The organism is Haladaptatus sp. AB643, assembly GCF_024136975.1.
Lineage (GTDB): Archaea > Halobacteriota > Halobacteria > Halobacteriales > Haladaptataceae > Haladaptatus.
Genome location: NZ_JAMYJW010000008.1, coordinates 16,071 through 37,875, shown reverse-complemented (window position 1 = coordinate 37,875; position 21,805 = coordinate 16,071). Strand labels below are relative to the sequence as shown.

The window sequence follows — 21,805 nt, the reverse complement described above, 5'->3', positions numbered from 1 at the left end:
TCCCCGCCCTCGAAACAAAGAGACAGTCCGAACCACGAACCATGGCAACGCATACTACGTTTCACGATACACAGCGTCTCAGACAGGAGATACTCCGCGTCCTGAACTTCTACTATCCCGACTGCATCGACACCCGCTACGGTGGATACATCGCCCAACTGGACGAGCGAGACGGGTTCGTCTACGACGGCCACACGAAACACCTCGTCGCCACCGCGCGCGCGGTCCACAATTTCAGCGTCGGCGCGCTCCTCGACGGACCGGTCTGGTGCCGGACGGCGGCCGAACACGGACTCGCCTTCCTCTCGAATCACCAATGGGACGCCGAGAACGGCGGGTACGATTGGCTCCTCGAAGGCCGGGAAACGGTGGACGACACGCGGTTCTGCTACGGTCACGCGTTCGTCGTCCTCGCCAGCGCGCGGGCGCTGGAAGCCGGAATCCCGGGTGCGGAAGCCGAACTCGAACGGGCCGTCGAAACCATCGACCGTCACTTCTGGGAACCCGAACACGGGATGTACGCCGACCGCGCCGACGGGGAGTGGAACGAAGTCGTCCCGTACCGCGGGTTGAACGCGAACATGCACACCTGCGAGGCGATGCTCGTGGCCCACGAGGTTACCGGGAACCCCGACTACCTCGACCGGGCGTACTCCATCGCGGAGGGAATCGTCCGCGACCTCGCGGCCGAAACGGACGGCAAGTTGTGGGAACACTACGATTCGAACTGGGCGCACGACATGGCCTACAACGAGGACCAACCGCGCCACCAGTTCCGCCCGTGGGGCTACCAACCGGGCCACCATCTCGAGTGGTCGAAGCTCCTCTCGCACCTCGCCGAGTTCAGGGACGAGGACTGGATTCGGGCCTCGGCGCGCGACCTGTTCGACCACGCGGTCGAGATGGGGTGGGACGACGAGAACGGCGGGTTCTACTACACCGTGGAGGCGGACGGAACGCCCGTCGTCGCGGACAAATACGGCTGGGCGGTCACGGAGGGTATCGGGGCGGCGGCCCGCCTCGGGGGGACCGACGACGCGTATCTGGACTGGTACGATCGACTGTGGGAGTACGCCCGGGAGAACTTCGTCAATCCCAAACACGGCAACTGGTTCGAGCGACTGAACCGGACGAACGACCGCGACGACCCGAACCGCGGTGTCGCGGTGGAACCGGGCTACCACCCCATCAGCAACATGTTCGCCGCGATGGACGTAGTGCGTCGTTCGGGTTAGTTTAACCTCGTTTTCGCTGCCGACGCGCGAGTGGGTTTATCATGTTGGATGACTACTAGGAACGTATGCGTTCCATTCGCCTTACACGCGCGTTGAGTCGTGCTCGTCACGCCGCCATCGGTGCCGCCATCGGCGGCGCTATCGGCGGCTTCATCAGCAAAAACGCGGCAAGTACCGGCGGCGCGCTCGGCGCCTTCGCCGGTGCGATGATCGGAGAGACGCGGGTAACCGCCCGCTCGCGCATCGATCAGGTCAAAGAACGGGGGAACCTGGAACAGGCGGAACAGTAACGGGCGGAACACCAACGGCCGGAACAGTAACGGCCAGTCCCAAACGGTTTCCCCCGGACGCCCGAACGAGTTCGTATGGGCCGGGAAGACGACGTCGCGCTGTCTGTCGCGGAGTTCGTGGACTACTGTGATACGCAGGCGGGGTTGCTGATGGGAAACGTCGAAACGATGACGACGGAAGCCGACGCGTTGCTGGACGACATCGACGACAGAGTGTCGGAGGTGCGCGCTCGGTTGGAAGACAGCCCCGAGGACGTCGAAACGGCGGAGCACCCGCCATCGACGGATGGTCCCGAAAGAGAAATCGATACCGCGGCGGTGACCGAACTGGAGCGTGAAATCGAAGAGACGCAGGCCGTCGTGGAAGCCAAGCGCGCACGAATCGTGGCGTTTCGGGAGTTAGCGGACGGCTACGGGTCCCTCGCCGATGACCTCCGCTCCGAGGTGGACGACGGACGCGAAGCGTTGGACCGTGTCGTCCGGTTCGAGGCCGACGCGGACGCGCCGGTGTACTTCGACGACCGACAGACGGTGTACGAGGCCGCTACGTCGGAGGAATCGAGGGAAGAGTAACCACCCGCGGTCACGCGAACGGTTTCCGGACGGAGTCGATACGTCGGGAGTGACCGAGCACGAGGAGAGGAACATTTAAACGGATAAACTTTCACGTAAAATTATATCGTTTTTGGTCTTGATATATTAAGGTGAGATAAATGTGGATGGATGGAGAAACATGAAGTGATGTCGCTACACGACCAACGGCAATACAATGGTTATTTTCCAAGTCGGCGACACAAGTACGTAGCGATCGCCACGTTCGCCGTCGTAGGATTTTGGGGCTACTGGTCATTTGTGCGCGGCGTCGTCTTCGCAACGATGTATGTCGTTGCGTTCGGTTTGTTCGGGATTTTGTTCGTACTACTCTGGGAGTGATCGACGGCAGTCGGGTCGAGCGGAACGCGAGTCCTCAACGCGTCGAATAACCACCCTCTCAGGCGACTTCGGTCCGGATTTTCCCGTCCTCCAACCGAACGACCGTGTCGAACCGCGGTTGCAGTTGCATGTCGTGGCTGATGACGACGAGCGCGGTTTCGGCCGTTTCCTGCAGTCGGAACAATAAATCGAGCACCTGCGTGGTCGTGTCGGGGTCGAGTTGGCCGGTCGGTTCGTCGGCGAGCACGATGGCGGGGCGGTTCGCCAGCGCGCGGGCGATGGCGACGCGCTGTTTTTCCCCACCCGAGAGCGTTGCAGGATACTGGTCCGCGCGGTCCTTGATCTCGAGTCTGGAAAAGAGCGTTTCGAGCCATTCCTCGTCCCGCGTTCCGGTGTGGTCCTGCGGGAGGGCGGCGTTCTCCCACGCGGTCAAATCCTCGATGAGCTGAAAGTCCTGAAAGATGAAGCCGAGCGTCTCACGGCGCAACTTGGCGCGCTTTCGTTCGGGGAGTTCGGCGGTGTCCTCGCCGCGGATGCTGACCGTCCCGCTCGTCGGCGTGTCGAGCAGTCCGAGTACGTTGAACAGCGTCGTCTTCCCCGCCCCGCTCGGTCCCTGTACGAGGAGTTGGGCGTCCGTCGGAATCGACATCGACACGTCCTCGATAACGTCCCGTCCCCCCCCGAGCGACACGGACTGAATCCGCGTCCAGCACGGTTTCGGTCATGGTATCACCCCTACAATCGTTCCCCCCTACTTTCTTCCGGTTCGATGGGGGTCGTTCCGCGCTGAACCGCCGTCGGTTCGGAGACGAGGTAGGGCATCGCCGCGATGAGAACGCTCAGACACATCAACACCAGCGCGCTCCCGGCCGCGAGCAGGAGAATCGGGAGCGGTATCTGCGGTGAGAGTCGGACGCCGAAGACGGTGAACAACCCGGCGACGGCGAGGAGTCGTAACGTCAACAGTGCGGCGATGATGGCGACGATGATGGCCGGAATCGAGAGACGACAAGCGTCGGTGAGCAGGATTCGAACCAACCGCAACCGGTTCGCGCCGGTCGCTCGATAGACGCCGACGGCGCGGCGGCGCGCGTGGACGGCTTGCGCGAACGTCGCCGTCGTCCCGCCGACCGCGGTCAATCCGGCCAGCACGACCATCACCAACAAAAGGAGGTTGAAGTTCCCGAACACGCCGCGGACCGCCCCGCCGATTCCGGATCCGCTGGAGTAGTCGGTGTTTCGGGCGAGCGTCGAGAACGTCCGACTATCGCCGTGAACGGTGAACGAATCCGTCGCAATCGTTCGGCCGCCGGTGACCACTCGAACCGAGTAGTTACCCGGCGACAACATATCGTTCGTGCCGGATTCGGCCGTTTCGGAAGCGTCGGCGGTTCCCCCGAGTTGCCTCGTCGTGACGACCGACTTGTAGGGAGGAATCGAAACCTCCCGCGTCACCGTGGTCGTCGGCGTGACGAGCGAGATGTTTCGCGTGATCGGTTGACTCCACGGATTGAACAGGACGATATTCGCGGTCGGGTGTGACATGGTACTCACGTCCGTCGAGGTGACATCGACGGTTCCCATGGGCGAACGTGCCGCACCCGAAGCGACGGTAATCGACGACCTGTTCACCCGATTCCCCTTCTCGACGGTCAGGTTGTAGGTGCCTTCCCGACCCGGCAGATGGACGAGCGCGATACCGTCCTCGTTCGTCGTCGTGGTTCGGTCCCCGATTCGAACCGTCGCGCCCGAGACGTTCGCGCCGCTTTCCGTTCGAACAGGTACCGCCATCGTTCCGTTTGGCGGTGCCTGTGACGGCAGGGAAGGAACCGCCAACGGAGAGTGACGATACACGTCCACGGACTGCGTGTACGAACCGACTCGAAGCGTCTGACTTCCGACCGTCGAGGCCGAGACGTTCATCCGCACCGTACGCTCCTCGCCGCCGCCGAGCGTGACGGTTCGGGATTTCGAGGCGGAGCCGAATCTGGCCGTCAGCGTCCGGGTTTGTGCCGTCGAACGGGCGTTCCTGATATCGATTCTGATCGGTATTCGATGTCCACGAATGGCGGAACTGGGAGCGGAAACGCCGCTGACGATGACGTCGGGGGCGTCCGATTGGGACCGCGAGAGACGCGAACCCTCTCCCTTCGTCCGGATGAACTGGACGGTTCCGGGGTCCGTCGAGAGGTCGTGTGCGGTCGAGAGTGGCACGATCAGTTGGTCGTCCCCTATCCCGTCCGCCGTGAACTCGCCGGTGATCGTGACCTGCGTGAACGCGGGCGAGGACGCACCGCCGAGGGTGACCGAGTCACCGACTCCGAGACCCAACGTTCGCGCGAGGTCGCGGCCGATAACGGCTTCGTACTTGTGTTTCGGTGGACGACCCGCGACGAGGGTCGCGTCCGACACCGCCGCGAACGACCGCCAGTCCGCCCCGCGTGCCAAATACGGTTGCCCGTTCCGGACCTGGACGACGATGATCTCGGGGCTGGCTTTCACGCCTTGGTCCCGGAGCAAGTCCGCGTATCCGGCGTCGATCCTGCTCGCCATCGGGTACGGCGCGCCGGGTTCGGTGATCGTCCCGCCAGACGTCTTCGCGAGCGGTGCGAGGACGCCCACCAGCGACCCGACGAGAAGGACGACGAGGACGAAAATCGTGAGTATCGTCGCCGCCGGAACGACCGCCCGCCAGCGGAGGACGGTCGTATCGACCAGCGTTCGCAATCGCTGCATCGGCCGTTTACCGGTTCGTTTCGGCTTCGAGACCGGAGTGTACGCCTGTTTGAGGCGGGATGGCGGCGTGATCGTCGCCGGACGAACCGCGAGAACGCCCGCGCCGGTACCGGCGAACAACAGGACGGCGAGACCCGGAACGATGATGCGGAGCACGGCCGGACTCACCGTCGGCGCGAGCGAAATCCGGAGGCCGACAATGATCGCGGCGTTGACGACAGCGCTGGTGACGATGACGCCGAGCGCGTAGCCGAGCGCGATTCCGACTATCGTGAGCAGACCAGCACGGACGCCGAAGGTTACCAGCAGTCTTCGCGGCGTTCCTCCCGTCGCACGGACGACTTCGATGGCGTCCAGTCGGTCGCGGACGCTCATTCGGGTGACGTTGTAGACGACCACGAGGACGAGGACGCCGCCGCCGAGGACGGCCAACCCCAACAGGGAAACCACGCCCTGCATTCCGGCGATGAAGTACCGATAGAGTCCGGGCGTGATGATTCTCGTTCCCGAACGGAGCCGGTCCCCCCCCGTTCGACGCGGACGACGTGTGGACGACGTACGCGTCCGTCGTACCCAACGACCGAACCGTGGCTGGCTTGCCGATGTACCACGAGCGCGGGAAGACGGACTTTTCGGTCGAAGTCGGGGCGACCGAAACGGTCTCGGTGTGATTGGTTCCGACGAAGCGTTGCTGTGTCCGGTCCCCGACCGGACCGGCAAACGTCGCGTTCGACGGTGGCTGTGGAAACCGCGCCTCCCGCCACGAGACGGAGACCTTTTTCAGAACGGTCGGCGCGTCCGGTGGCACGCCGACGACGTACTCGGTCGTCCCGTTCCGCTTCACGGCGGCGACCGGGAGGACGATGTCGTCGTTCGTGGCCGCGGCATCCGCCGCGGCCACCGAATCGTAGTGAGTGACGTCCATCGAGTCATTGAACCCCGACGAAATCGCCGAGGTCTGGGTGTTCGCGGCGACCAGCAACAGCGTCGTCCCGACGAGAAAGGCGGTCGCTACCGCGATGATGACGATGGTCAGTCTGTCACGACGTGACCACTGCGTACAGAGTTTCCACCGATACCCCATTCGAAACCCGTCGTTCGTGGTGTTATCCCGAGCGCAAAGGGTATTGGCCGCCTACGAATCGGAAACGGGTTCGTATCGATCCGTCGTCCGCGTCAGCCCTCGACAACTATTGTATCAACGAGTGTTTTACGTGGTTCTCACCGATTGTGTGGTATGGACACCGGCGAACTCAAAGCGGTCCTCGAAAGTGCGGGGTTGTCCCAGTATCAGGCGAACGCGTACGTGACCCTCCTCGAACACGGGTCGGCGTCCGCCAGCGACCTCGCCGACGCCAGCGGCGTTCCGGGACCGCGAATCTACGACGTGCTGCGGGATTTGGAGGACGAGGGGTACGTGGTAACCTACGAGCAGGATAGACTGTATGCACGGGCGACCGACCCGGAAGAGGCGCTTTCGGGATTACGGGCGCGGATCAACCAGTACGAAACCGCCGCCGATGAGATCCAGCATCGATGGCAGGAACCGGACTCGAACGACCACGAGATCACGCTCATCCGGCGATTTCGAACGGTGTTGGGCCGCGCTCGTGCCGACATCGAGACCGCCGAGCGGCACGTTCAACTCGCCGTCGCGCCGGAGCAGTTCCTCGAACTGCGGCCGCTCCTCGCCGACGCCCACGACCGCGGCGTCTACATCCAAATCTCGCTCTACGTTCCTCCGGACGAGGACCTGCCGTTCGAGGAATCGGCCTTCGAGGGAACGTGCACCGAAGCGCGACGCCGCGAACTCCAGAACGCGTTTTTCCTGCTGACCGACCGGACGCGACTCTGCTTTGCGCCACACGTCGATTCGTCGCGGGAGTACGGGGTGCTCGCCCAGGACCGGGACACGGCGTACGTGTTCCACTGGTTCTTCCTGACGTGTCTTTGGGAAGTGTACCCGCCCATCCACGTCGATCGTGACGACACGCCGCCGTTCGTCTTCGTGGCGATACGCGAATGTATCCGGTTCATCGAACCGTTGCTGTCCGATGGTGCCACGATTGCCGCCAGTGTTGAAGGTTACCACACCGGGTCGGGTCGGGAACGAACCCTTTCGGGGACGATTACGGGCGTCGATATTACAGGTGAAGGTGACCGCGACGGCCCGATAACGCTCGCCCAACTGGCGGGCCGGGCATCGTTCGTCCTCGAAACCGACGAGGGAAGCTACACCATCGGCGGCGAAGGGGCGGTGATCGAGGATATCGGTGCGGATCGAATCACCATCGAAGCGATCGACGGGATGACGGACGAGATCGAACTATGAGATTCCGGGGAAATTCGAGAGAGATATGCAAAGTACAGATCGGGGAACTCAATCTCTCCAAGTACAACGACCGTAGTTAGAAAAATTGACAAAATATATCCCCTCTCGTGTACTGCGTTTCTCGTGATGGAACGGGTAGCAACTAACGACGAGCGCGTTTTCGGCGATTCGGAGTGGAGTTGAATGGATAACGCGGGGGAAAAATCCCAAGCCGGGACGGGTGTTCTGGCGAGATTCGGCGGCGGCGAGTTCGACGGGCGAAAAGCACGGTTTCAGCTGTTGTTCTTCGTGCAGTTCGCGGCCGGGTCCGGCATCATCGTCTTTCGGAACGTCTACCTCGACGGGATGGGAATGTCGGGAGCCGAGATGGGGGTGATCGGTTTCCTCATGCTGGCGACCGGGGTAGCGGTGCAACCGCTGTGGGGCCTCGTCACCGACTACTGGCACATCGAGCGCGCGATTCTCGTCGTCGGGGCACTCGTCTCCGCGGTCGCCCTGTTGACCTATCCGTTCGGGGCGAGCCTGACGGATCCGTTCACGATCATCGCCGTCGGGACGGCCGTTTTCTCGGCGTTCCGAGCGCCCATCGTCCCCATCGCGACCGGGATGGTTCTCTCCCGAGGGTACGACTTCGGGCATATTCGGAGCTTCGGGTCCCTCGCGTTCGGTATCGGGAGTCTCGGAGTCGGGTTGGTGGTTGCGGCGGCCGGACTCGTCTCGATAGTGTACATCTACATCGGCGGAATGGTCGTCCTGATGGCAGTCGCGTGGTCCCTGTCGGACGGGTCGGCGGCCTCCGGCGACGCGGACGATGACACCGACGACCCGTCGATAGCCCGTGCAGTGAAAGCGCTCGTGACGAACTGGAACTTCATGGTCGTCGTCACGGCCATGTTCCTGTTCCGACTGTCGTTCATGGGCGGCGAAGCGTTCCTCTCGGTGTACATGCGGGCGGTGCACGCGAGCCTCGTCGTCGGCCCGTGGTCGCTGTCGCCGGACGGTCTGACCGGCCTCGTGTGGGCGTTAAACACGGGATTAGAGGCGGGTGCGTTCGTCTACGCTGCCCGTCTCGGCCTCTCGTATAAATGGCTGCTCGTGGTCGGCGGCACGATGGTCGGAATTCCGAACGTCGTCTACGGGGTGACGACCGACCCGTTACTGATCCTCGCGGTACAGGCGTTCGGCGGAATCGGCTTTGCCCTGCTCAGCCTCGGTGCAGTGAACCTCGTCCACGCGGTCGCCGCGGAGCGGATACAATCGAGCGCCCAGACGTTCCTCAGCGGGTTGAGTCTCGGACTCGGGGGCGCAATCGGTCAGGTGATCGCCGGTCACCTCCTCGACACCGTCGGCGTGCAGGAGATGTACCTCGTCATCGCCGTCGTCGGCTTCCTCGGTGCCGCCGTCGGTCTGCTCGTCACCCATCGCGGTCGGTTGGATGCGAGCGACGCCGCCGCGTAACCGGCGACGGGATTGGTTCCCCCTTGAACGACCTGCAAAGATAGCCCGGTCGGCTAAGGAAGACGGTACTGATTCGAGAACAATGAGTCAGCGTCGAACGACCGAAGTGGAGCAGTCCCAAAGGGTGGACGACGGAGTGGCGCGACGAGCGCTCGTCGCGGCGGGAATCGTCGGGTTCGGGTTCAGCGGACTCATCGACGTATTGTTGCTCCATCTGGTTCTGCAGTGGCACCACCTGCTCTCGGGCCTGTATCCGCAGACGACCATGTCCGGGCTTCGAACGAACATCCTCGCGGATGGCGTCTTCTCGATCGCCATGGTCGTCATCATGGGAATCGGGGGCGGACTCCTCTGGAAAGCCGAGCGGCGTGCGGCGAGTCCGTTACCCGTCCGACCGATTTTCGGGTCCATCCTCGTCGGACTCGGCGCGTTCGACCTCTACGACGCGCTCGTGGACCACATCCTGTTGGGGCTTCACCAACCGCTCTCGCAGGGCGGGGCGTACAACCCACACTGGATCGTCGTCAGCCTGCTCTTCATCGGTGCCGGTTGGTACGTCTACCGAACGCGCTCGCCCGAACCGCACGAATCGCCCTCGGAGAACGTCTGATCGGAATCCACGATGGTAGCGCAACCGCTCCAACCGATTCCGCTTCACGCGGTTCCATCGTCGCCGCCCACACCGGTTCCCCACTGGGCCGTGTTGATGGTCGCGGTCCCGCTCCTGTGGGTCGTCATCGCTGGCGGCGTACTGGTGGTCGATGCGATGTTCGAGCGACTGTCCCGAATCGAGTGAGATCACTCCTCGACGGCAACCGAAACTCCGAGCGGTACGTACGCGTTGTTTCCGTACCCCTTCTCGTTCCACGGATACTTCCCGTCGGAGATTCCGCGAAGCCCTTCGTCCGGCGTCGAGACGGTCGCGGGTTGCTCCCGTCCCTCCTCGTCGGTCGCCCGCGAGAGGAGCGTGTGCTGGCCCGGAGTCGCGTCCCAGACGTAGCGGAACTTCCGGACGGCGTGGCGACCGAGGTCGGGACCGACGAACGAAGCCTCGTCCCACGTTTCGCCGCCGTCGACCGATAGTTCGACGCGCTCGACGGCGTCGTCGCCCGCCCACGCGACGCCCGTGATTTCGACTCGCCCGTCCGACGACAGCGCGGTCTCCTCCGCGGGCGACGTGATGAGCGATTTGACGAGTTGGTCGAAGAGATAGGCGTTCCGTACCTCCTCGGGATTTCGCAGTTGTTCGTACGTGCTGAACGTCTCGACCGACTCGTGGCGCTCGGGGTCGTCGTCCTGTGCCGGAACGATCCGATAGGAGGACTGCTGGTACTCCGTGTAGTCGTGGCCGTTCCGTGATTGCCACTCCTCTCCCGCCACCATCGTCTCCATGACGTGCATTCGATCGACCCATTTCACGCTGTTGTTGCCGAACCAACCGGGAACGATCAGTCGGAGCGGATAGCCGTGTTCCGGCGTCATGGGGTCGCCGTTCATCTCGTAGGCGAGCAGACAGTCGTCGAGCGCCTTCTCCATCGGTATCGAGCGGCAGAACACGTCCTCACCCTCCTTGGCTTCGCCACCCATCACGGACAACCACAGTCCCTCGTCGGTCGCGGCGTCGTGGTCGTTCAGCAGGTCCCGCACCGGCGTCCCCGTCCAGACGGCGCTCCCGACCGCACCGACCGTCCACTGGTCGCCCGCCGCGTCGGGGTCGAAATAGGCCCGCCCGTTCCCCGAACACTCCATCATGTGGACGACCGAATCGGTCGGGTAGTCGTGTCGTATCTCGTCCATCGAGAGTTCGATCCCGTCTTCGACCATCCCGGTCAGCGAAACCGTCCAGTCGTCCGCGTCGATGTCCGGCGTTCGATGATGGGTTCGGATGTAGTGTTCCTCGCGCGGCGTCAGATAGCCTTCGAGGTGGCTTCGTGCCGACGTTTCCGCGTTCTCCGGGTCCGCGGTGAGAACGTTCAAACCCGGATACCGCTCGTCCAGCGGCGCGTCCGGACGGTCCGACGGACCGGTTTCGTGTGGATCTTCGGGTGGCATCGGTGCGTTCGGATTGGACGAGCGTTCACTCCATCGCTATGCTTGCCAGCGAAAGTCGCCTGCCATCCCATCCGGAGATCGACTGCCGGATCAACCGCTCGTCTTCGCGTTCGCCGTTCCCGATTCCGTGTACTCCACGGTGACGTACACGTTTCGTCCCGTCCCTCGCTCGATCCGCCCTTCCAACCGTTTGGGAAGGTCACTGTACCCGGTGTTCGAACTCCTACTGACGTGCACCGTCACGTTCGCCGGTTTCGATTCCCACCCCATACCGCCGTATCCCGTCTGGACGCCGGACATCGAGAGGTTCGAGTACGACGGTTGGTTCAACGTCGTCTCCACCTGTTCGTTCGTCGTTCGGCTGAACGATATGTTCGACGCGGTCAACGCCCCAGTACCGACGGTCGCTACTAGGAGGACGAGCAGCGTCGCGTAGACCGCCGTTCGCTGGCCGGACGGGATCGATTCCCGGAACGAACCGTCCGAATCACTCCATCTCGGCTGATAGCCCATCCCGATCAGCGTGAACAGCGCGCCGATGTTGATGGCGAGGATGTTGACCAGCAAGAGCAGGAGCGCGCCGATACCCAGCAGTGGTTCCATCCACGCGATCGCGAGACCGACCACCGCCGCGGCCGGAATGATCGCGGCTGCGATCATGACGCCGATGATGGTCGTGGACTGCTCGGTCGTGTATCCGAACGCACCGACGACCCCGGCGATTATCGCGCCGATCGTCGAGAGGGCACTCGGCGCGAGTCGAACGCCGATGAGTTCGATATGTATGACGGACACCCCCGGCGGGACGAAGCCTACCCAGCGAACGAACCACCCGAAGGCCGCGGCGGCGATGATGGCCATCCCGAGGCCTAGCCCTTGCTCTTTGACGCTACTGACGAACAGTTCCCAGTCACCCAGAAGGACGCCGGTCGGGGCGGCGAGGGCCGAACTCACCTGCGGTGCGATGATCATCGCGCCGATGATGAGCGCCGGTTGGTCGAGCAACAACCCGGCGGCGGCCGCGATGACGCTCAGGAGGGTACCGAGATAGTAGAGTTGGTACGGCCATTGCATCTCCCGGATCTTCGCGTGCAGTTCGGATTTCGAGAGCTTGTGGATCGAGTCGGAGAACCGTTGGCGAAGCTCGGTGAAGTTCGGCGTCTCGGCCAGTTCGGCCTTCGTCGAGACGGTGTAGGCGTCCTCCTCGATATCCGCGTCACGGAACTCGTCGAGGAGCGGTCCCACCATCGCCGTCGGAAGCGGGAAGAAAAAGAGCGCACCTTCCCCCTCGTCGCTCACGACCGTATAATCGACATCGTACTCGTCGAGGATGGAGGCGACTTCCTCCCGCTCGCCTGCCGACGCATGAACGTGCAACTCTCGCATTGGCTACTAGATTCGCTTGCGTCTGCTGTATCTTCCGGCCGGTTACTAATGGTCTTTAAGTCAGACCTCATCAGCGTCGAGTCGGACCGAACGCTCATTCGGCGTCCGCATCCGAACCGTCACCCGACGTTCCGTCGGCACTCGGCGGGGAATTTCGAGCGGAGGACGGGTTCGTCCCGACCGACTCGCCCATCGAGACGGTCGGCGTGAGCGCTTCTCCGTGGAGGAGTTCCGGAAGGACGATGCGAACCGCTTCGAGCATGATGATGAACAGTATCGGGAGCAGGAAGAAGCCGTACCAGCCGAAAAGAATCGGGCCGAGCAGGTACGCGAACATCATCATCACCATGTCGAGTTGACGACCAGTGATGTACGGTTGGAGGAACGTCTGGGGAAGCGTGTCGAGGAGGAGGAAGTAGACGACGAGCACCCCGCCGACGAACGCCAGATGGTTTCCGCCCGAGTCGACCGCCTGAAAGGCCAGATAGCCGACGACGGGGATGTAGACGATTTTGCCGACGACGATTGGAATCAGGCTGGCGATGCCGGTGAGGAACGCGAGCACGAACACCATCGGGATGTGAAGCCCCGAGGGCGCGAGGAGGTTCGTCCCCGAATACGCGGCCCACGCGATGACGGACATGCCGATGACGAAGAGCAAATTCCCGAAGAAGACGGACTCCAAGTCCTCGTCGACGGCCACGGCGTAGCCGTAGGCCGCCGTGTCCTTCCCGTCGAACAGTTGGACGAGACCGTCGGCGAGTTGGTCGTCGTGATTCAACAGGAAGTACGACAGCGTCACCGCGAGCGCGATGAGCATCCCCGCGCCGACGACGGCGGAGGTGACCTTCAGTCCCGCGTCGAGCACGGTCATGACCGTCGTCTGCGGATTCGAGAGGAGCTGTTGTGGGTGATGGATGGCTTCCAGAACCGTCCGCTGTTGGCCCTTCGGAAGCGCCCCCAGATAGTGGGTCACGAGCGCCGAATCGGTGGTGTTTCCGAACACCGATCCCACTCGACTGACGAGTTGAAATCCGGCGTAGAACGTGAGCACGACGATGGGGAGAAACACGACGAGAAGCGTCAGTCCCGCGCTTACCCCGTCGGAGTCAGTGATGCCACTGAGTTGGCGATAGATGGGTCGGGTGGCGTAGTAGCCGAAGACACCCAGAACCACCATCCCGATGAACGAGTACGCGACGTACGCCGCGACGAGTACGAGGAGCAGGATGAAAACCCACCAGCCAGTTCGGCCACGACTCGGCACGGCGTCAAGATCAATGTCGACCATGGTCCTTGGGGATAGGAGGCTCCTCCTTGCAAACTGTTGTGGCCGGGAAGTAGTGCCTGCGGTGCCGACCGATGGTGGTCGTCGATCCCGGACGGGCGGGGGATTTGGAGGTGGTCGTTTAACTGACGTGCACTAGCAGGCAGTGTGCCTAATCACGTTTCCCTTGTCGCTCGGCACGGGAAAACAATGTTCTACCACGACAACGAACTCCAGTACGAGGTGACGGTCGAAGAGCCAGACCCACGGTTCGCCAAGATGCTCCAACAGGCCATCGGGGGAGCGGAAGGTGAGATGCGGGTCGCGCTCCAGTACATGTTTCAGGCGTTCGCGGTGCCCGCCGACAAGAGCGAGTACAGACGGCTGCTGATGGAGACCGCGACGGAGGAACTCGGTCACATCGAGATGCTGGCGACGGCGGTGGCGAAGAACTTGGAGGGGGCGTCCGACGCCCAGCGCGAGGCGGCGCGCGAGGACGCGGTCATCTCCGAGATGATGAACAGCGGACAGCCACGGCAGGCTCTCTCGGCAGGGTTGCACGCGATGCCCGTCGATTCCAACGGCGTGCCGTTCACCGGGAACTACATCGTCGCCAGCGGCAACCTCGCGGCGGACATGTACGCGAACGTCATGGCCGAATCGACCGGTCGAACCCTCGCCGCACGGCTCTGGGAGATGACCGACGACCCCGGCATGAAGGACATGCTGTCGTACCTCATCGCCCGCGACACGATGCACCAGAACCAGTGGCACGCCGCCCTCGAAACGATGGAGGACCACGTTCCGGTGCCGAACAGCTTCCCGCAAGAAAAGGAGAACCAGGACTTCAACTACGAGTTCATGTCCACGACCAAGGACGAGCGCCCGAACCCGGACGAGCGCTGGACGCAGGGCGAATCGGTGGACGGGAACGGCGAGTTCTCCTACGGCCGACAACCGGGCGGCGGCGAACCGGACCTCGACGAGGTCATCGAGGCGATGCACAACGAGATAAACTGAGAACCGGGCCGTTCACTCGGTCGGTTGTTCACCTGATTTTTCGCTTTCGTCGGCGGCGTCGGACGACTCTGCGGGGACCGGAGCGCCGAACTCAAGTACGATGCTCCAGCCGAGATACAGAATGGAGCCCAGAAACAGCACGTACGCGATTAGAACGAACAGTCCGTCTCCGGAGTTCGATGCGGACGACGAGAGGATGATGGCAATCGAGGAGAGGGCGATAACGAGCAACGCAGTACACCGGCGAATCGTCTTTTGGAGGGCAACATCGGACATATGATTTAAGTCTAATATAATCGTCAAAACAGTTTCGACTATCGGACGCGTTGAGGTCGATGTTTCCCCGTCTAATATGAATGGGTTTAGTATTCGGCTACAACACTGATGCATCTCCCGTCGGCAACCTATTCGAAATGACCGAAGAAGCAGCAGGTGGAGGGCTCGGATTGACCGGTGCGGTGTCGATGGCCCTCGGTGGGATGATCGGCGGGGGGATTTACGCCGTCCTCGGCGTCGTCGTGAAAGTCGCCGGGCCGTTGGCGTGGTTTTCGTTCGTCCTGGCGGGAATCGTGGCGATGTGTGCGGGGTATTCGTACATCAAGTTGAACCAGTTAAGCGACCCCGAAGGCGCGTCGCCGACCTATCTGGCGTGGTTCGCCGATAGTTCCACGCTCGCGGGAATGGCCGGTTGGACGCTGTTGTTCGGATACGTCGGCTCGATTGCGATGTACGCCTACGCGTTCGGGAGCTACGCCGTCGATATCGCCGGTGTCGAACACGTCGCGGGGCTACCGCTTCGGGCGGTGCTGTCGCTGGCCATCATCGGGATTTTCGTCGGTCTCAACCTCGTCGGCGTGGAGGAGTCCGGCTGGGTCGAAATCGCGCTCGTCGTGGTCAAAATAGCCGTCCTCGTCGGCTTCGCACTGGTCGGTCTCTGGTTCGGCACGTCGCACGGCGGCATCAAGACGGGGGCGGATTCGCTGAGCTTCAGCCCAATCATGGCGGCGGCGATGTCGTTCGTGGCGTTCCAGGGATGGCAGTTGCTCATGTACTCACAGGGAACCATCGAGAACCACAGCGACACCAACCCGACCGCCATCTACCTCTCGATTCCGACCGCCGTGGCGATCTACATCGGCGTCGCAATCGTCACCACCAGTATCGTCGGCGTCGGGATGGTTTCCAAGCATCCGGAAGTGGCGCTGGCGACCGCCGCCTCGAAGTTCGGCGGAAGGTGGGGCGAACTCATCATCTCGCTGTCGGCGCTGTTCTCGACCGCCAGCGCGATCAACGCGACGCTCTTCACCAGCGCGCAGTTCTCGGACCGACTCATCGAGAACGGACTCCTTCCGAAGAAACTCGACGCCAGTTCGCCCGACGAGTTCCACGTCGGCGAGGATTTACCCAAACGCATCATCCTCATCCTCGGCGTGCTGACCGCCGCGTTCACCGTCGTCGGCAGTCTGGAGGGGATCACGTCGTTCGCGTCGCTGACGTTCATTGTCGTCTTCGGCGGGATGAGCTTCCTCGCGTTGACCCAACGTGACCACGAGGACGTGTCCGCGATTCCGCCCGCAATCGGGTTGATCGGTGCGGTGCTGTTCCTCCCGATGATGCTCTGGCACCTGTTCACCGCCCAGCGCGGCGTCTTCTACACGGTCACGGCCATCACCGTCGTCATCGTCATCCTCGAACTGGCCTATTTCGAGACGGGTCTGTTCGGCTACTCGGAGGAGGAAACGTCGTCGCTCCGGAGCGACTGACGACCGACGGTTCGACGAAGGATACCTGGGTCCACCCATCGAATTCGTCCCTTTTTTCGATCCCGCTTGAGGAAGTTTCCGTTGTATCCTCCGTGATGTCATACTCCACACACATAGAATAAACGATTAGTGTGCCAATTGGATACCAACAAACATATTACGAGTTGTGAAATTGTTTCCGATTGGAGCTAATGTTCCCGAACGAAATCACGACGCGCCGTCGCCTCCTCCAACTCACCGGTGCCGCCGTTACGGGGGTGCTCGCCGGCTGTTCACGGAATTCATCGAAGAGCACCTCCACCGGTACGTCCACGTCCACAGGACGACCGACGAAATCCAGCACGACACGGACGACGACGGAAACGACCACCGAAGAGACGTCCAAGCCGAAGCTACGGACGGACTACAACAGCCGTAAGAGGTTCGGCGAACCCGGAACGAGTTTCGACGACTTCGAGGATAGCTCGAAGTGGGTCGAGAAACGGAACTCGGTTACGCCCGATAGTTCCATCTCGTTCGTCGGGACACGGAGCCTCAAACTCAGTACGGACAGTTACGAAGGGGTGACCGCCGAACGACGGCTCGACGCACCGCTCGATATTTCCACCCACGACGTGTCGTTCGCGTTCCGGAGTGAAACCCCGATGGACGTTTCCTTCCAGGTGTATCTGTACGACGCAGACGACAACTGGGTCGTACAGGAACTCCGGAACGTTACGTATCGACCGCCGGATGTCGGCTGGTTTCGAACCTGCCCGGGTGTGTTCGAGACCAGCGAGACACCACCCGACCGTCGCAACATCGTCCGTATCAAACTCGAACTCGGCAGCAACAACTCGAACGGCGTTCAGGCACACGTCGATGACATGCGACTACACCCGAAACCGGACAAAGGATACGTCGTTCTCAGTTGGGACGATGGGGATCAGATTTACTACGACGAAGCCGCTCCACTGAACGACGAGTACGGTTTTCCGGCGGTCATCACGATGCCGATCGAACCGGACAAGGTCGACTCCTCGTACTTCATGTCCGTCGAGGAGTTGCGAGAACGACAGGAGAACGGCGACGAAGTCGTGGTTCACGGCAGCACTGGCGATCCGTTCGCTACAATCTCCACGAAGAAACTGGAGCACATCCTGCGCCGAAACAAACAGTGGATGATAGACAACGGTTTCGAGGGTGCGAACTTCATCGTCTACCCGGGGAACAACTACGACAAGACCGCGCTCAGGATCATCAGCAAATACTTCTATATGGGTGGGATGAACCAATCGGCCAGCGTCAACATGACGGGGGTCCACGGGTTCGACCCGCTCGTGCTCCCCCGAACCATCGGTAGCCGCCTCGAAGTCTCCAAGCGCGCGGTGACGCTGGCGGCCGAGCACCGTCAGTGTTCCATCCTCAACTTCCACAATTTCGACTCGCACAACACGATGAGCCGAAGTGAGTACAAGGAACTGCTCGCCCACATCGACGGGACGAACGGTATCGAGGTAATCACCTACTCCGATCTGTGGGAGATGCGGCGCAGTCGACCGTAACCGTTCGAGATTCGATTTCACCGGACGGCGAAGGGATCGAACGGTGCGAAAAGTAGTTAGCCGATGGTCTCACCGGAGCGATGGTGGTCCCGTCGTCAATCGTCCGAATCGGCGTCAGTCGTCCGAATCTGGGCCGATCTCGTCCTCGTTACCGGACGGTCCAGCGGCCTCCGACGGTTCCGCCGCCGACGGCGACTCGTTGTTCTCCTCGGTGATCGAACCGGTGGACCCGCTCGCGTCCGTACCGGCCGCCGCCGATTCCTCGCTCTTCTCGTCCGGAGTCTCGTCGTGTGTCTCTCGCATGTGTTCGTGCAGGTCCTCCTTCCCCTCGAACTCGTCGTCACAGTACTCACACGAATACGTCTTCTCGTTGGACTCGGTTGCCATGTTTTGCCTTTCATCCGCGAGCCGTGAAAAGATTCTACTGGAATATGCAACCTCACCCTGTTCCCTCCACTCTCCCGTGCTCGTGGCCCGACCGTTACGACGAGCGGTCACGTCAATTTTATCGCTACCGACGAGGGGGGCGAAAAATGGGAGGACTACAGATACGAATCGTCGTACGATTCGGCCGATTTCGGCGTGTGAACGTTCCCGCACTCGGTACACTCGATGTGGTCTTGGGCGTCGCGCGTCGTTTTCAACGACCCACAGTTGCTACAGTAGTATCCGTACCTGTTCTTCTCCGCTTCGTCGCTGTATGTGACGAAGAACGGGTGTTCGGTTCCCGATTTGGTTTCCTCCAGGTTCAGATACACCGTCTCCCCGTCCTCCGTCGCGGCGGTCGTCGTTCCGTCGTGTGTCTCCGTATTCTCCAACGTCATTTCCGTCGGGTCGGTGTCCCCGCTGGTGTCGTCGGACATCTCCCGTTCGCTCGCATCGAGGGAGTACCGGTGTTCGACCAACGGTTCGCCGCCGTACTCGACTTGCCGGTCGTCCGTCCGCTCGAAGCCCTGCTCCTCGAAGAACTGCGCGCCTTCCCTGTCGGCGTCGAGCACGTTCGCGTCGATTCGTTCCGCGCCGTCCTCGCGTAGCTTCTCGACTATCGTCTCGAACAGTTCCGTCCCGACACCCTTCCCGCGGTGCTCCGGGTCCACCAACAACCATCGTATCTCGCCGGAACTCCCGTCGAGGTGGCCCTCGGTGAGTCCCACGAGCGTGTCGAACTCCTCGTCTTCGAGCGCGAATACGCGATCGTCGGGGGCGTCGACCAGACCGGTCACCCTCGCCTCGGCGAACTGCTCGGTGATGACGTTCTCTATCTGCTGTGGACTCAGCGAGTACGATGCAGTCATCGCACTCCGTGCCAACTCGTGAATCCGCTCCGCGTCACTCGCAGTCGGCTCACGTAGTTTCATACTTTCACGTTTCTTTGCAAGCCGGATAAACTCGCGCCAGAACGGTTACGGTGGTGCAGATTTCACCGATATCGACCGGGGAATTCACGAACGGTTCTCAGTGAAAACGGGGCGGAGACGGAGGTCACTCACGCGAAATCTCAGTTCATTTGGAAAGTGACGAAAGAACACCTTGCATTGGCAACGAGTAGACCGACCAGGAGGGCAACGCTAGTAATGAATAGAGAAACGCACCCTCCGAAGCAAGCACGGGGACGAGAACGACTGCCGCCCAAAGATACGATGTCAACGACACAATCGAATACCCAAGAAACGGTCGAACAGTGTGAACACTGCGATTCGAAGACGACCCATCGCGTGTTCGTGACCATCATCACGGAAAGCGACAGCGAAACGAACGCCGAGTTCTCGCGCGAACCGTACCGCGTCACGGAATGCGTGCAGTGTGGAACCGAATCGCGCCAGCGCATGAACGACGTCTGATCCGATCACGATGACCACAACACGACAATCACAGGAGGAGTTCGAACACAGCGACCGTCGATGCCGCAACTGCGGATCGTTCGTCACGCCCGACTTCGCCCGCGTCTTCGGGAACAACGACGACGAAGTGTTCGGCTGTCTGGACTGCATGTCGGCGACGGCAGTGAAAAACGGCAACGCACGAGGGGAATCGGTCGGGTCGCCGAGAGTTCGTCAATAGGGACGGAATCGACGAACGGAATCGATTCCCGATTTGCGGACGGGAGCAGACATTTATTATGATAGACCATGTGCTTTCGTATCATGGCATATGTCGTCAAGATGCCCAAGTTGGGACTGGAAATGGACTCGGGAACGCTCAACGCGTGGACGGTTTCCGTCGGGGACACGATCGAGGAGGGCGCGACCATCGCCGAAATCGAATCGGAGAAGACGACGGCAGAAATCGATGCACGGGAAGACGGCGTTCTGAGACGGATTTTCGTCGAGGAGGGTGACGTGACGGACCCGGGGGCACCGCTCGGGATCGTCGCCGCGCCGGATGCGGACATCGACGAACTGGTCGCGGAGGTCGAGGGGAAATCGACGACGGTGGAGGGCGAACCGTCGTCCGAGAGCGCCACCACGGCCGCCGCGGAGGATGGTGGCCACGGGTCGGGCGTTCAGAGCCAATCCTCGTCGGCGACGGCGGCGAGCGTCAAAGCCACGCCGCGAGCGAAGCGACGGGCCGAGGAACTCGGCGTCGACCTCACGACCATCGACGGCACCGGACCACAGGGGGCCGTGGACGAATCGGACGTCGAGGCGGCGGCCGACGGTGAGACGGCCGACGGCGAGGCCGCCGAGTCGGACGAGGACGTCAAGGCGACGCCACGGGCGAAACGGCGGGCGGAGGAGTTGGGCGTGGCGCTTCACGACGCCGACGGCACCGGCCCGCAGGGCGCGGTGACGGAGGAGGACGTCGAAGCGGTCGCCGCGGCGAGCGAACCCGAACCGGCCGCCGCCGAATCGACCGATGTCGGTCCGTCGGGAGCGACCGAACCCGACGTTCCCGCCGAACGCGTGTTCGCCACCCCGAGCGCCCGCCGTCTCGCGCGGGAGTTGGGCGTGGATGTCGAATCGATCGAAACCGCGGACACCGGCCGTCTCACCGAAACCGACGTTCGGCGGGCGGCAGGCGACGAATCGGTCGCCGCTTCGACGGCGGCCGAAGAACCGAGCGACGACTCGAAGACGGTCCCCGGAACCCGGCAGGAGGACCGACCGCTTTCGGGGATGCGCCGAACCATCGCCGACAGACTCGGGGAAAGTGCCAGCACGGCGGTGCACGTCACCGAACACCGCACTGCCGATGCGGAGGAGTTGCTCGCCGCGGCGTCGGCCGCGGACGAGGCCCTTTCCTCGGACGTGTCCGTGACCGACGTACTGCTGACGGCGCTGTCGGCCGCGCTCGACGCCCATCCCGAGTTCAACGCGACGTTCGAGGACGAGGTCCATCGACTCCACGAGACACACGACATCTGCGTCGCCGTCGATATCGACGCCGGACTCATCGCACCGGTCATCCGCGACGTCGATTCGATGTCGCTCGCCGACCTCGCCGAGGAACGGCGGAAAGTCACCGACCGCGCGCTCTCCGGGGAGTTCACGATGGACGACCTCACCGGCGGCACGATAACCGTCTCGAACCTCGGCGTCCTCGGCGTCGAGCGGTTCGACCCCGTCATCAACCCGCCGCAGATCGCCATCCTCGGCGTCAACGCGATACGGCGCGAAGTGGTTCCGACCGACGACGACGGGGTCGCCGTCCGCAAGCAAATCTCGTTTTCGCTCTCGTTCGACCACCGTATCGTCGATGGCGCGGACGCCGCGCGGTTCCTCGGAACGTTGGTCGAACACGTCGAAAACCCGTGGCCGCTCGTCATCGCGGCGGGCGAAAAATAAGGAT

22 protein-coding genes and 1 pseudogene are annotated in these 21,805 nt (G+C 62.3%); 15 read left to right on the top strand and 8 right to left on the bottom strand.

All coding sequences use genetic code 11. The features are described from left to right. Positions 1-41 precede the first annotated feature (41 nt). The 3 genes from NKF25_RS15805 to NKF25_RS15795 all read left to right on the top strand — a co-directional run bounded on the left by NKF25_RS15805 (position 42) and on the right by NKF25_RS15795 (position 2,098). Positions 42-1,235, top strand: coding sequence for an AGE family epimerase/isomerase (locus NKF25_RS15805; RefSeq protein ID WP_253227622.1), 1,194 nt, complete (start codon positions 42-44; stop codon positions 1,233-1,235). 65 nt (positions 1,236-1,300) lie between these two features. Beyond that, complete coding sequence (locus tag NKF25_RS15800; protein WP_253227621.1) at positions 1,301-1,525, top strand: hypothetical protein; 225 nt, start codon at positions 1,301-1,303, stop codon at positions 1,523-1,525. A gap of 75 nt (positions 1,526-1,600) precedes the next feature. Next, entirely contained in the window at positions 1,601-2,098 is a 498-nt protein-coding gene (locus tag NKF25_RS15795) for a hypothetical protein (protein ID WP_253227620.1), read from the top strand. Positions 2,099-2,516: 418 nt separating this feature from the next. Here the strand turns inward: NKF25_RS15795 and NKF25_RS15790 are convergent. Beyond that, positions 2,517-3,183: pseudogene (locus tag NKF25_RS15790) on the bottom strand (ABC transporter ATP-binding protein). Positions 3,184-3,193: 10 nt separating this feature from the next. Beyond that, complete coding sequence (locus NKF25_RS15785) at positions 3,194-5,653, bottom strand: FtsX-like permease family protein (RefSeq protein WP_253227619.1); 2,460 nt, start codon at positions 5,651-5,653, stop codon at positions 3,194-3,196. 86 nt (positions 5,654-5,739) lie between these two features. Between NKF25_RS15785 and NKF25_RS24250 the strand changes: the two genes are divergently transcribed. The 6 genes from NKF25_RS24250 to NKF25_RS15760 all read left to right on the top strand — a co-directional run bounded on the left by NKF25_RS24250 (position 5,740) and on the right by NKF25_RS15760 (position 9,780). Then, entirely contained in the window at positions 5,740-5,865 is a 126-nt protein-coding gene (locus NKF25_RS24250) for a hypothetical protein (protein ID WP_256490550.1), read from the top strand. Continuing rightward, the gene (locus NKF25_RS15780) at positions 5,866-6,105 is read left to right on the top strand and encodes a hypothetical protein (protein WP_253227618.1); all 240 of its coding nucleotides are present in this window, start codon (positions 5,866-5,868) and stop codon (positions 6,103-6,105) included. A 326-nt stretch (positions 6,106-6,431) separates the two neighbouring features. Continuing rightward, positions 6,432-7,526 carry a TrmB family transcriptional regulator gene (locus tag NKF25_RS15775; protein ID WP_253227617.1) on the top strand — a complete coding sequence of 365 codons (1,095 nt, stop codon included), beginning with the start codon at positions 6,432-6,434 and terminating at the stop codon, positions 7,524-7,526. Positions 7,527-7,709: 183 nt separating this feature from the next. After that, the gene (locus NKF25_RS15770; RefSeq protein ID WP_253227616.1) at positions 7,710-8,984 is read left to right on the top strand and encodes an MFS transporter; all 1,275 of its coding nucleotides are present in this window, start codon (positions 7,710-7,712) and stop codon (positions 8,982-8,984) included. An 82-nt stretch (positions 8,985-9,066) separates the two neighbouring features. Then, entirely contained in the window at positions 9,067-9,594 is a 528-nt protein-coding gene (locus tag NKF25_RS15765) for a DUF2243 domain-containing protein (protein WP_253227615.1), read from the top strand. A gap of 12 nt (positions 9,595-9,606) precedes the next feature. After that, complete coding sequence (locus NKF25_RS15760) at positions 9,607-9,780, top strand: hypothetical protein (RefSeq protein WP_253227614.1); 174 nt, start codon at positions 9,607-9,609, stop codon at positions 9,778-9,780. A gap of 2 nt (positions 9,781-9,782) precedes the next feature. On the opposite strand, the gene NKF25_RS15755 is transcribed toward NKF25_RS15760, so the two are convergent. From NKF25_RS15755 to NKF25_RS15745, 3 genes are all read right to left on the bottom strand, one after another. Further along, a complete protein-coding gene (locus NKF25_RS15755; protein ID WP_253227613.1) occupies positions 9,783-11,036 on the bottom strand; it encodes a sulfite oxidase in 1,254 nt (417 codons plus the stop codon). Positions 11,037-11,126: 90 nt separating this feature from the next. Next, the gene (locus tag NKF25_RS15750) at positions 11,127-12,422 is read right to left on the bottom strand and encodes a TIGR00341 family protein (protein ID WP_253227612.1); all 1,296 of its coding nucleotides are present in this window, start codon (positions 12,420-12,422) and stop codon (positions 11,127-11,129) included. Positions 12,423-12,516: 94 nt separating this feature from the next. Then, a complete protein-coding gene (locus NKF25_RS15745) occupies positions 12,517-13,713 on the bottom strand; it encodes an AI-2E family transporter (protein ID WP_253227611.1) in 1,197 nt (398 codons plus the stop codon). A 186-nt stretch (positions 13,714-13,899) separates the two neighbouring features. Between NKF25_RS15745 and NKF25_RS15740 the strand changes: the two genes are divergently transcribed. Next, positions 13,900-14,709: a manganese catalase family protein gene (locus tag NKF25_RS15740; RefSeq protein WP_253227610.1), complete on the top strand. Its 810-nt coding sequence runs from the start codon at positions 13,900-13,902 to the stop codon at positions 14,707-14,709. Between the two features lie 12 nt (positions 14,710-14,721). Here the strand turns inward: NKF25_RS15740 and NKF25_RS15735 are convergent, their stop codons facing one another. Then, positions 14,722-14,985 (bottom strand): hypothetical protein, encoded by a 264-nt coding sequence (locus NKF25_RS15735; protein WP_253227609.1) that lies wholly within the window; start codon positions 14,983-14,985, stop codon positions 14,722-14,724. Between the two features lie 137 nt (positions 14,986-15,122). Here NKF25_RS15735 and NKF25_RS15730 point away from each other — a divergent pair, with 137 nt between their 5' ends. Beyond that, the gene (locus NKF25_RS15730) at positions 15,123-16,472 is read left to right on the top strand and encodes an APC family permease (protein WP_253227608.1); all 1,350 of its coding nucleotides are present in this window, start codon (positions 15,123-15,125) and stop codon (positions 16,470-16,472) included. Between the two features lie 191 nt (positions 16,473-16,663). Next, complete coding sequence (locus NKF25_RS15725; RefSeq protein WP_253227607.1) at positions 16,664-18,016, top strand: polysaccharide deacetylase family protein; 1,353 nt, start codon at positions 16,664-16,666, stop codon at positions 18,014-18,016. 114 nt (positions 18,017-18,130) lie between these two features. On the opposite strand, the gene NKF25_RS15720 is transcribed toward NKF25_RS15725, so the two are convergent. Together NKF25_RS15720 and NKF25_RS15715 are read right to left on the bottom strand one after the other, a co-directional pair. After that, positions 18,131-18,403 (bottom strand): C2H2-type zinc finger protein, encoded by a 273-nt coding sequence (locus tag NKF25_RS15720; RefSeq protein ID WP_253227606.1) that lies wholly within the window; start codon positions 18,401-18,403, stop codon positions 18,131-18,133. A 155-nt stretch (positions 18,404-18,558) separates the two neighbouring features. Next, a complete protein-coding gene (locus NKF25_RS15715; protein WP_253227605.1) occupies positions 18,559-19,374 on the bottom strand; it encodes a GNAT family N-acetyltransferase in 816 nt (271 codons plus the stop codon). Between the two features lie 282 nt (positions 19,375-19,656). Here NKF25_RS15715 and NKF25_RS15710 point away from each other — a divergent pair, with 282 nt between their 5' ends. The 3 genes from NKF25_RS15710 (at position 19,657) to NKF25_RS15700 (ending at position 21,801) form a co-directional block, all read left to right on the top strand. Then, positions 19,657-19,857, top strand: a complete 201-nt coding sequence (locus NKF25_RS15710) for a hypothetical protein (protein ID WP_253227604.1) — start codon at positions 19,657-19,659, stop codon at positions 19,855-19,857. A 10-nt stretch (positions 19,858-19,867) separates the two neighbouring features. Further along, the gene (locus NKF25_RS15705; RefSeq protein WP_253227603.1) at positions 19,868-20,077 is read left to right on the top strand and encodes a hypothetical protein; all 210 of its coding nucleotides are present in this window, start codon (positions 19,868-19,870) and stop codon (positions 20,075-20,077) included. Positions 20,078-20,160: 83 nt separating this feature from the next. Continuing rightward, entirely contained in the window at positions 20,161-21,801 is a 1,641-nt protein-coding gene (locus NKF25_RS15700; RefSeq protein ID WP_253227602.1) for a 2-oxo acid dehydrogenase subunit E2, read from the top strand. Positions 21,802-21,805 lie beyond the last annotated feature (4 nt).

Coding starts and splice junctions, on each gene's coding strand:
- NKF25_RS15805 (WP_253227622.1), top strand. CDS start 42: ATGGCAACGCATACTACGTTTCACGATACACAGCGTCTCAGACAGGAG.
- NKF25_RS15800 (WP_253227621.1), top strand. CDS start 1,301: ATGCGTTCCATTCGCCTTACACGCGCGTTGAGTCGTGCTCGTCACGCC.
- NKF25_RS15795 (WP_253227620.1), top strand. CDS start 1,601: ATGGGCCGGGAAGACGACGTCGCGCTGTCTGTCGCGGAGTTCGTGGAC.
- NKF25_RS15785 (WP_253227619.1), bottom strand. CDS start 5,653: ATGCAGGGCGTGGTTTCCCTGTTGGGGTTGGCCGTCCTCGGCGGCGGC.
- NKF25_RS15775 (WP_253227617.1), top strand. CDS start 6,432: ATGGACACCGGCGAACTCAAAGCGGTCCTCGAAAGTGCGGGGTTGTCC.
- NKF25_RS15770 (WP_253227616.1), top strand. CDS start 7,710: ATGGATAACGCGGGGGAAAAATCCCAAGCCGGGACGGGTGTTCTGGCG.
- NKF25_RS15765 (WP_253227615.1), top strand. CDS start 9,067: ATGAGTCAGCGTCGAACGACCGAAGTGGAGCAGTCCCAAAGGGTGGAC.
- NKF25_RS15760 (WP_253227614.1), top strand. CDS start 9,607: ATGGTAGCGCAACCGCTCCAACCGATTCCGCTTCACGCGGTTCCATCG.
- NKF25_RS15755 (WP_253227613.1), bottom strand. CDS start 11,036: ATGCCACCCGAAGATCCACACGAAACCGGTCCGTCGGACCGTCCGGAC.
- NKF25_RS15750 (WP_253227612.1), bottom strand. CDS start 12,422: ATGCGAGAGTTGCACGTTCATGCGTCGGCAGGCGAGCGGGAGGAAGTC.
- NKF25_RS15745 (WP_253227611.1), bottom strand. CDS start 13,713: ATGGTCGACATTGATCTTGACGCCGTGCCGAGTCGTGGCCGAACTGGC.
- NKF25_RS15740 (WP_253227610.1), top strand. CDS start 13,900: ATGTTCTACCACGACAACGAACTCCAGTACGAGGTGACGGTCGAAGAG.
- NKF25_RS15735 (WP_253227609.1), bottom strand. CDS start 14,985: ATGTCCGATGTTGCCCTCCAAAAGACGATTCGCCGGTGTACTGCGTTG.
- NKF25_RS15730 (WP_253227608.1), top strand. CDS start 15,123: ATGACCGAAGAAGCAGCAGGTGGAGGGCTCGGATTGACCGGTGCGGTG.
- NKF25_RS15725 (WP_253227607.1), top strand. CDS start 16,664: ATGTTCCCGAACGAAATCACGACGCGCCGTCGCCTCCTCCAACTCACC.
- NKF25_RS15720 (WP_253227606.1), bottom strand. CDS start 18,403: ATGGCAACCGAGTCCAACGAGAAGACGTATTCGTGTGAGTACTGTGAC.
- NKF25_RS15715 (WP_253227605.1), bottom strand. CDS start 19,374: ATGAAACTACGTGAGCCGACTGCGAGTGACGCGGAGCGGATTCACGAG.
- NKF25_RS15710 (WP_253227604.1), top strand. CDS start 19,657: ATGTCAACGACACAATCGAATACCCAAGAAACGGTCGAACAGTGTGAA.
- NKF25_RS15705 (WP_253227603.1), top strand. CDS start 19,868: ATGACCACAACACGACAATCACAGGAGGAGTTCGAACACAGCGACCGT.
- NKF25_RS15700 (WP_253227602.1), top strand. CDS start 20,161: ATGGCATATGTCGTCAAGATGCCCAAGTTGGGACTGGAAATGGACTCG.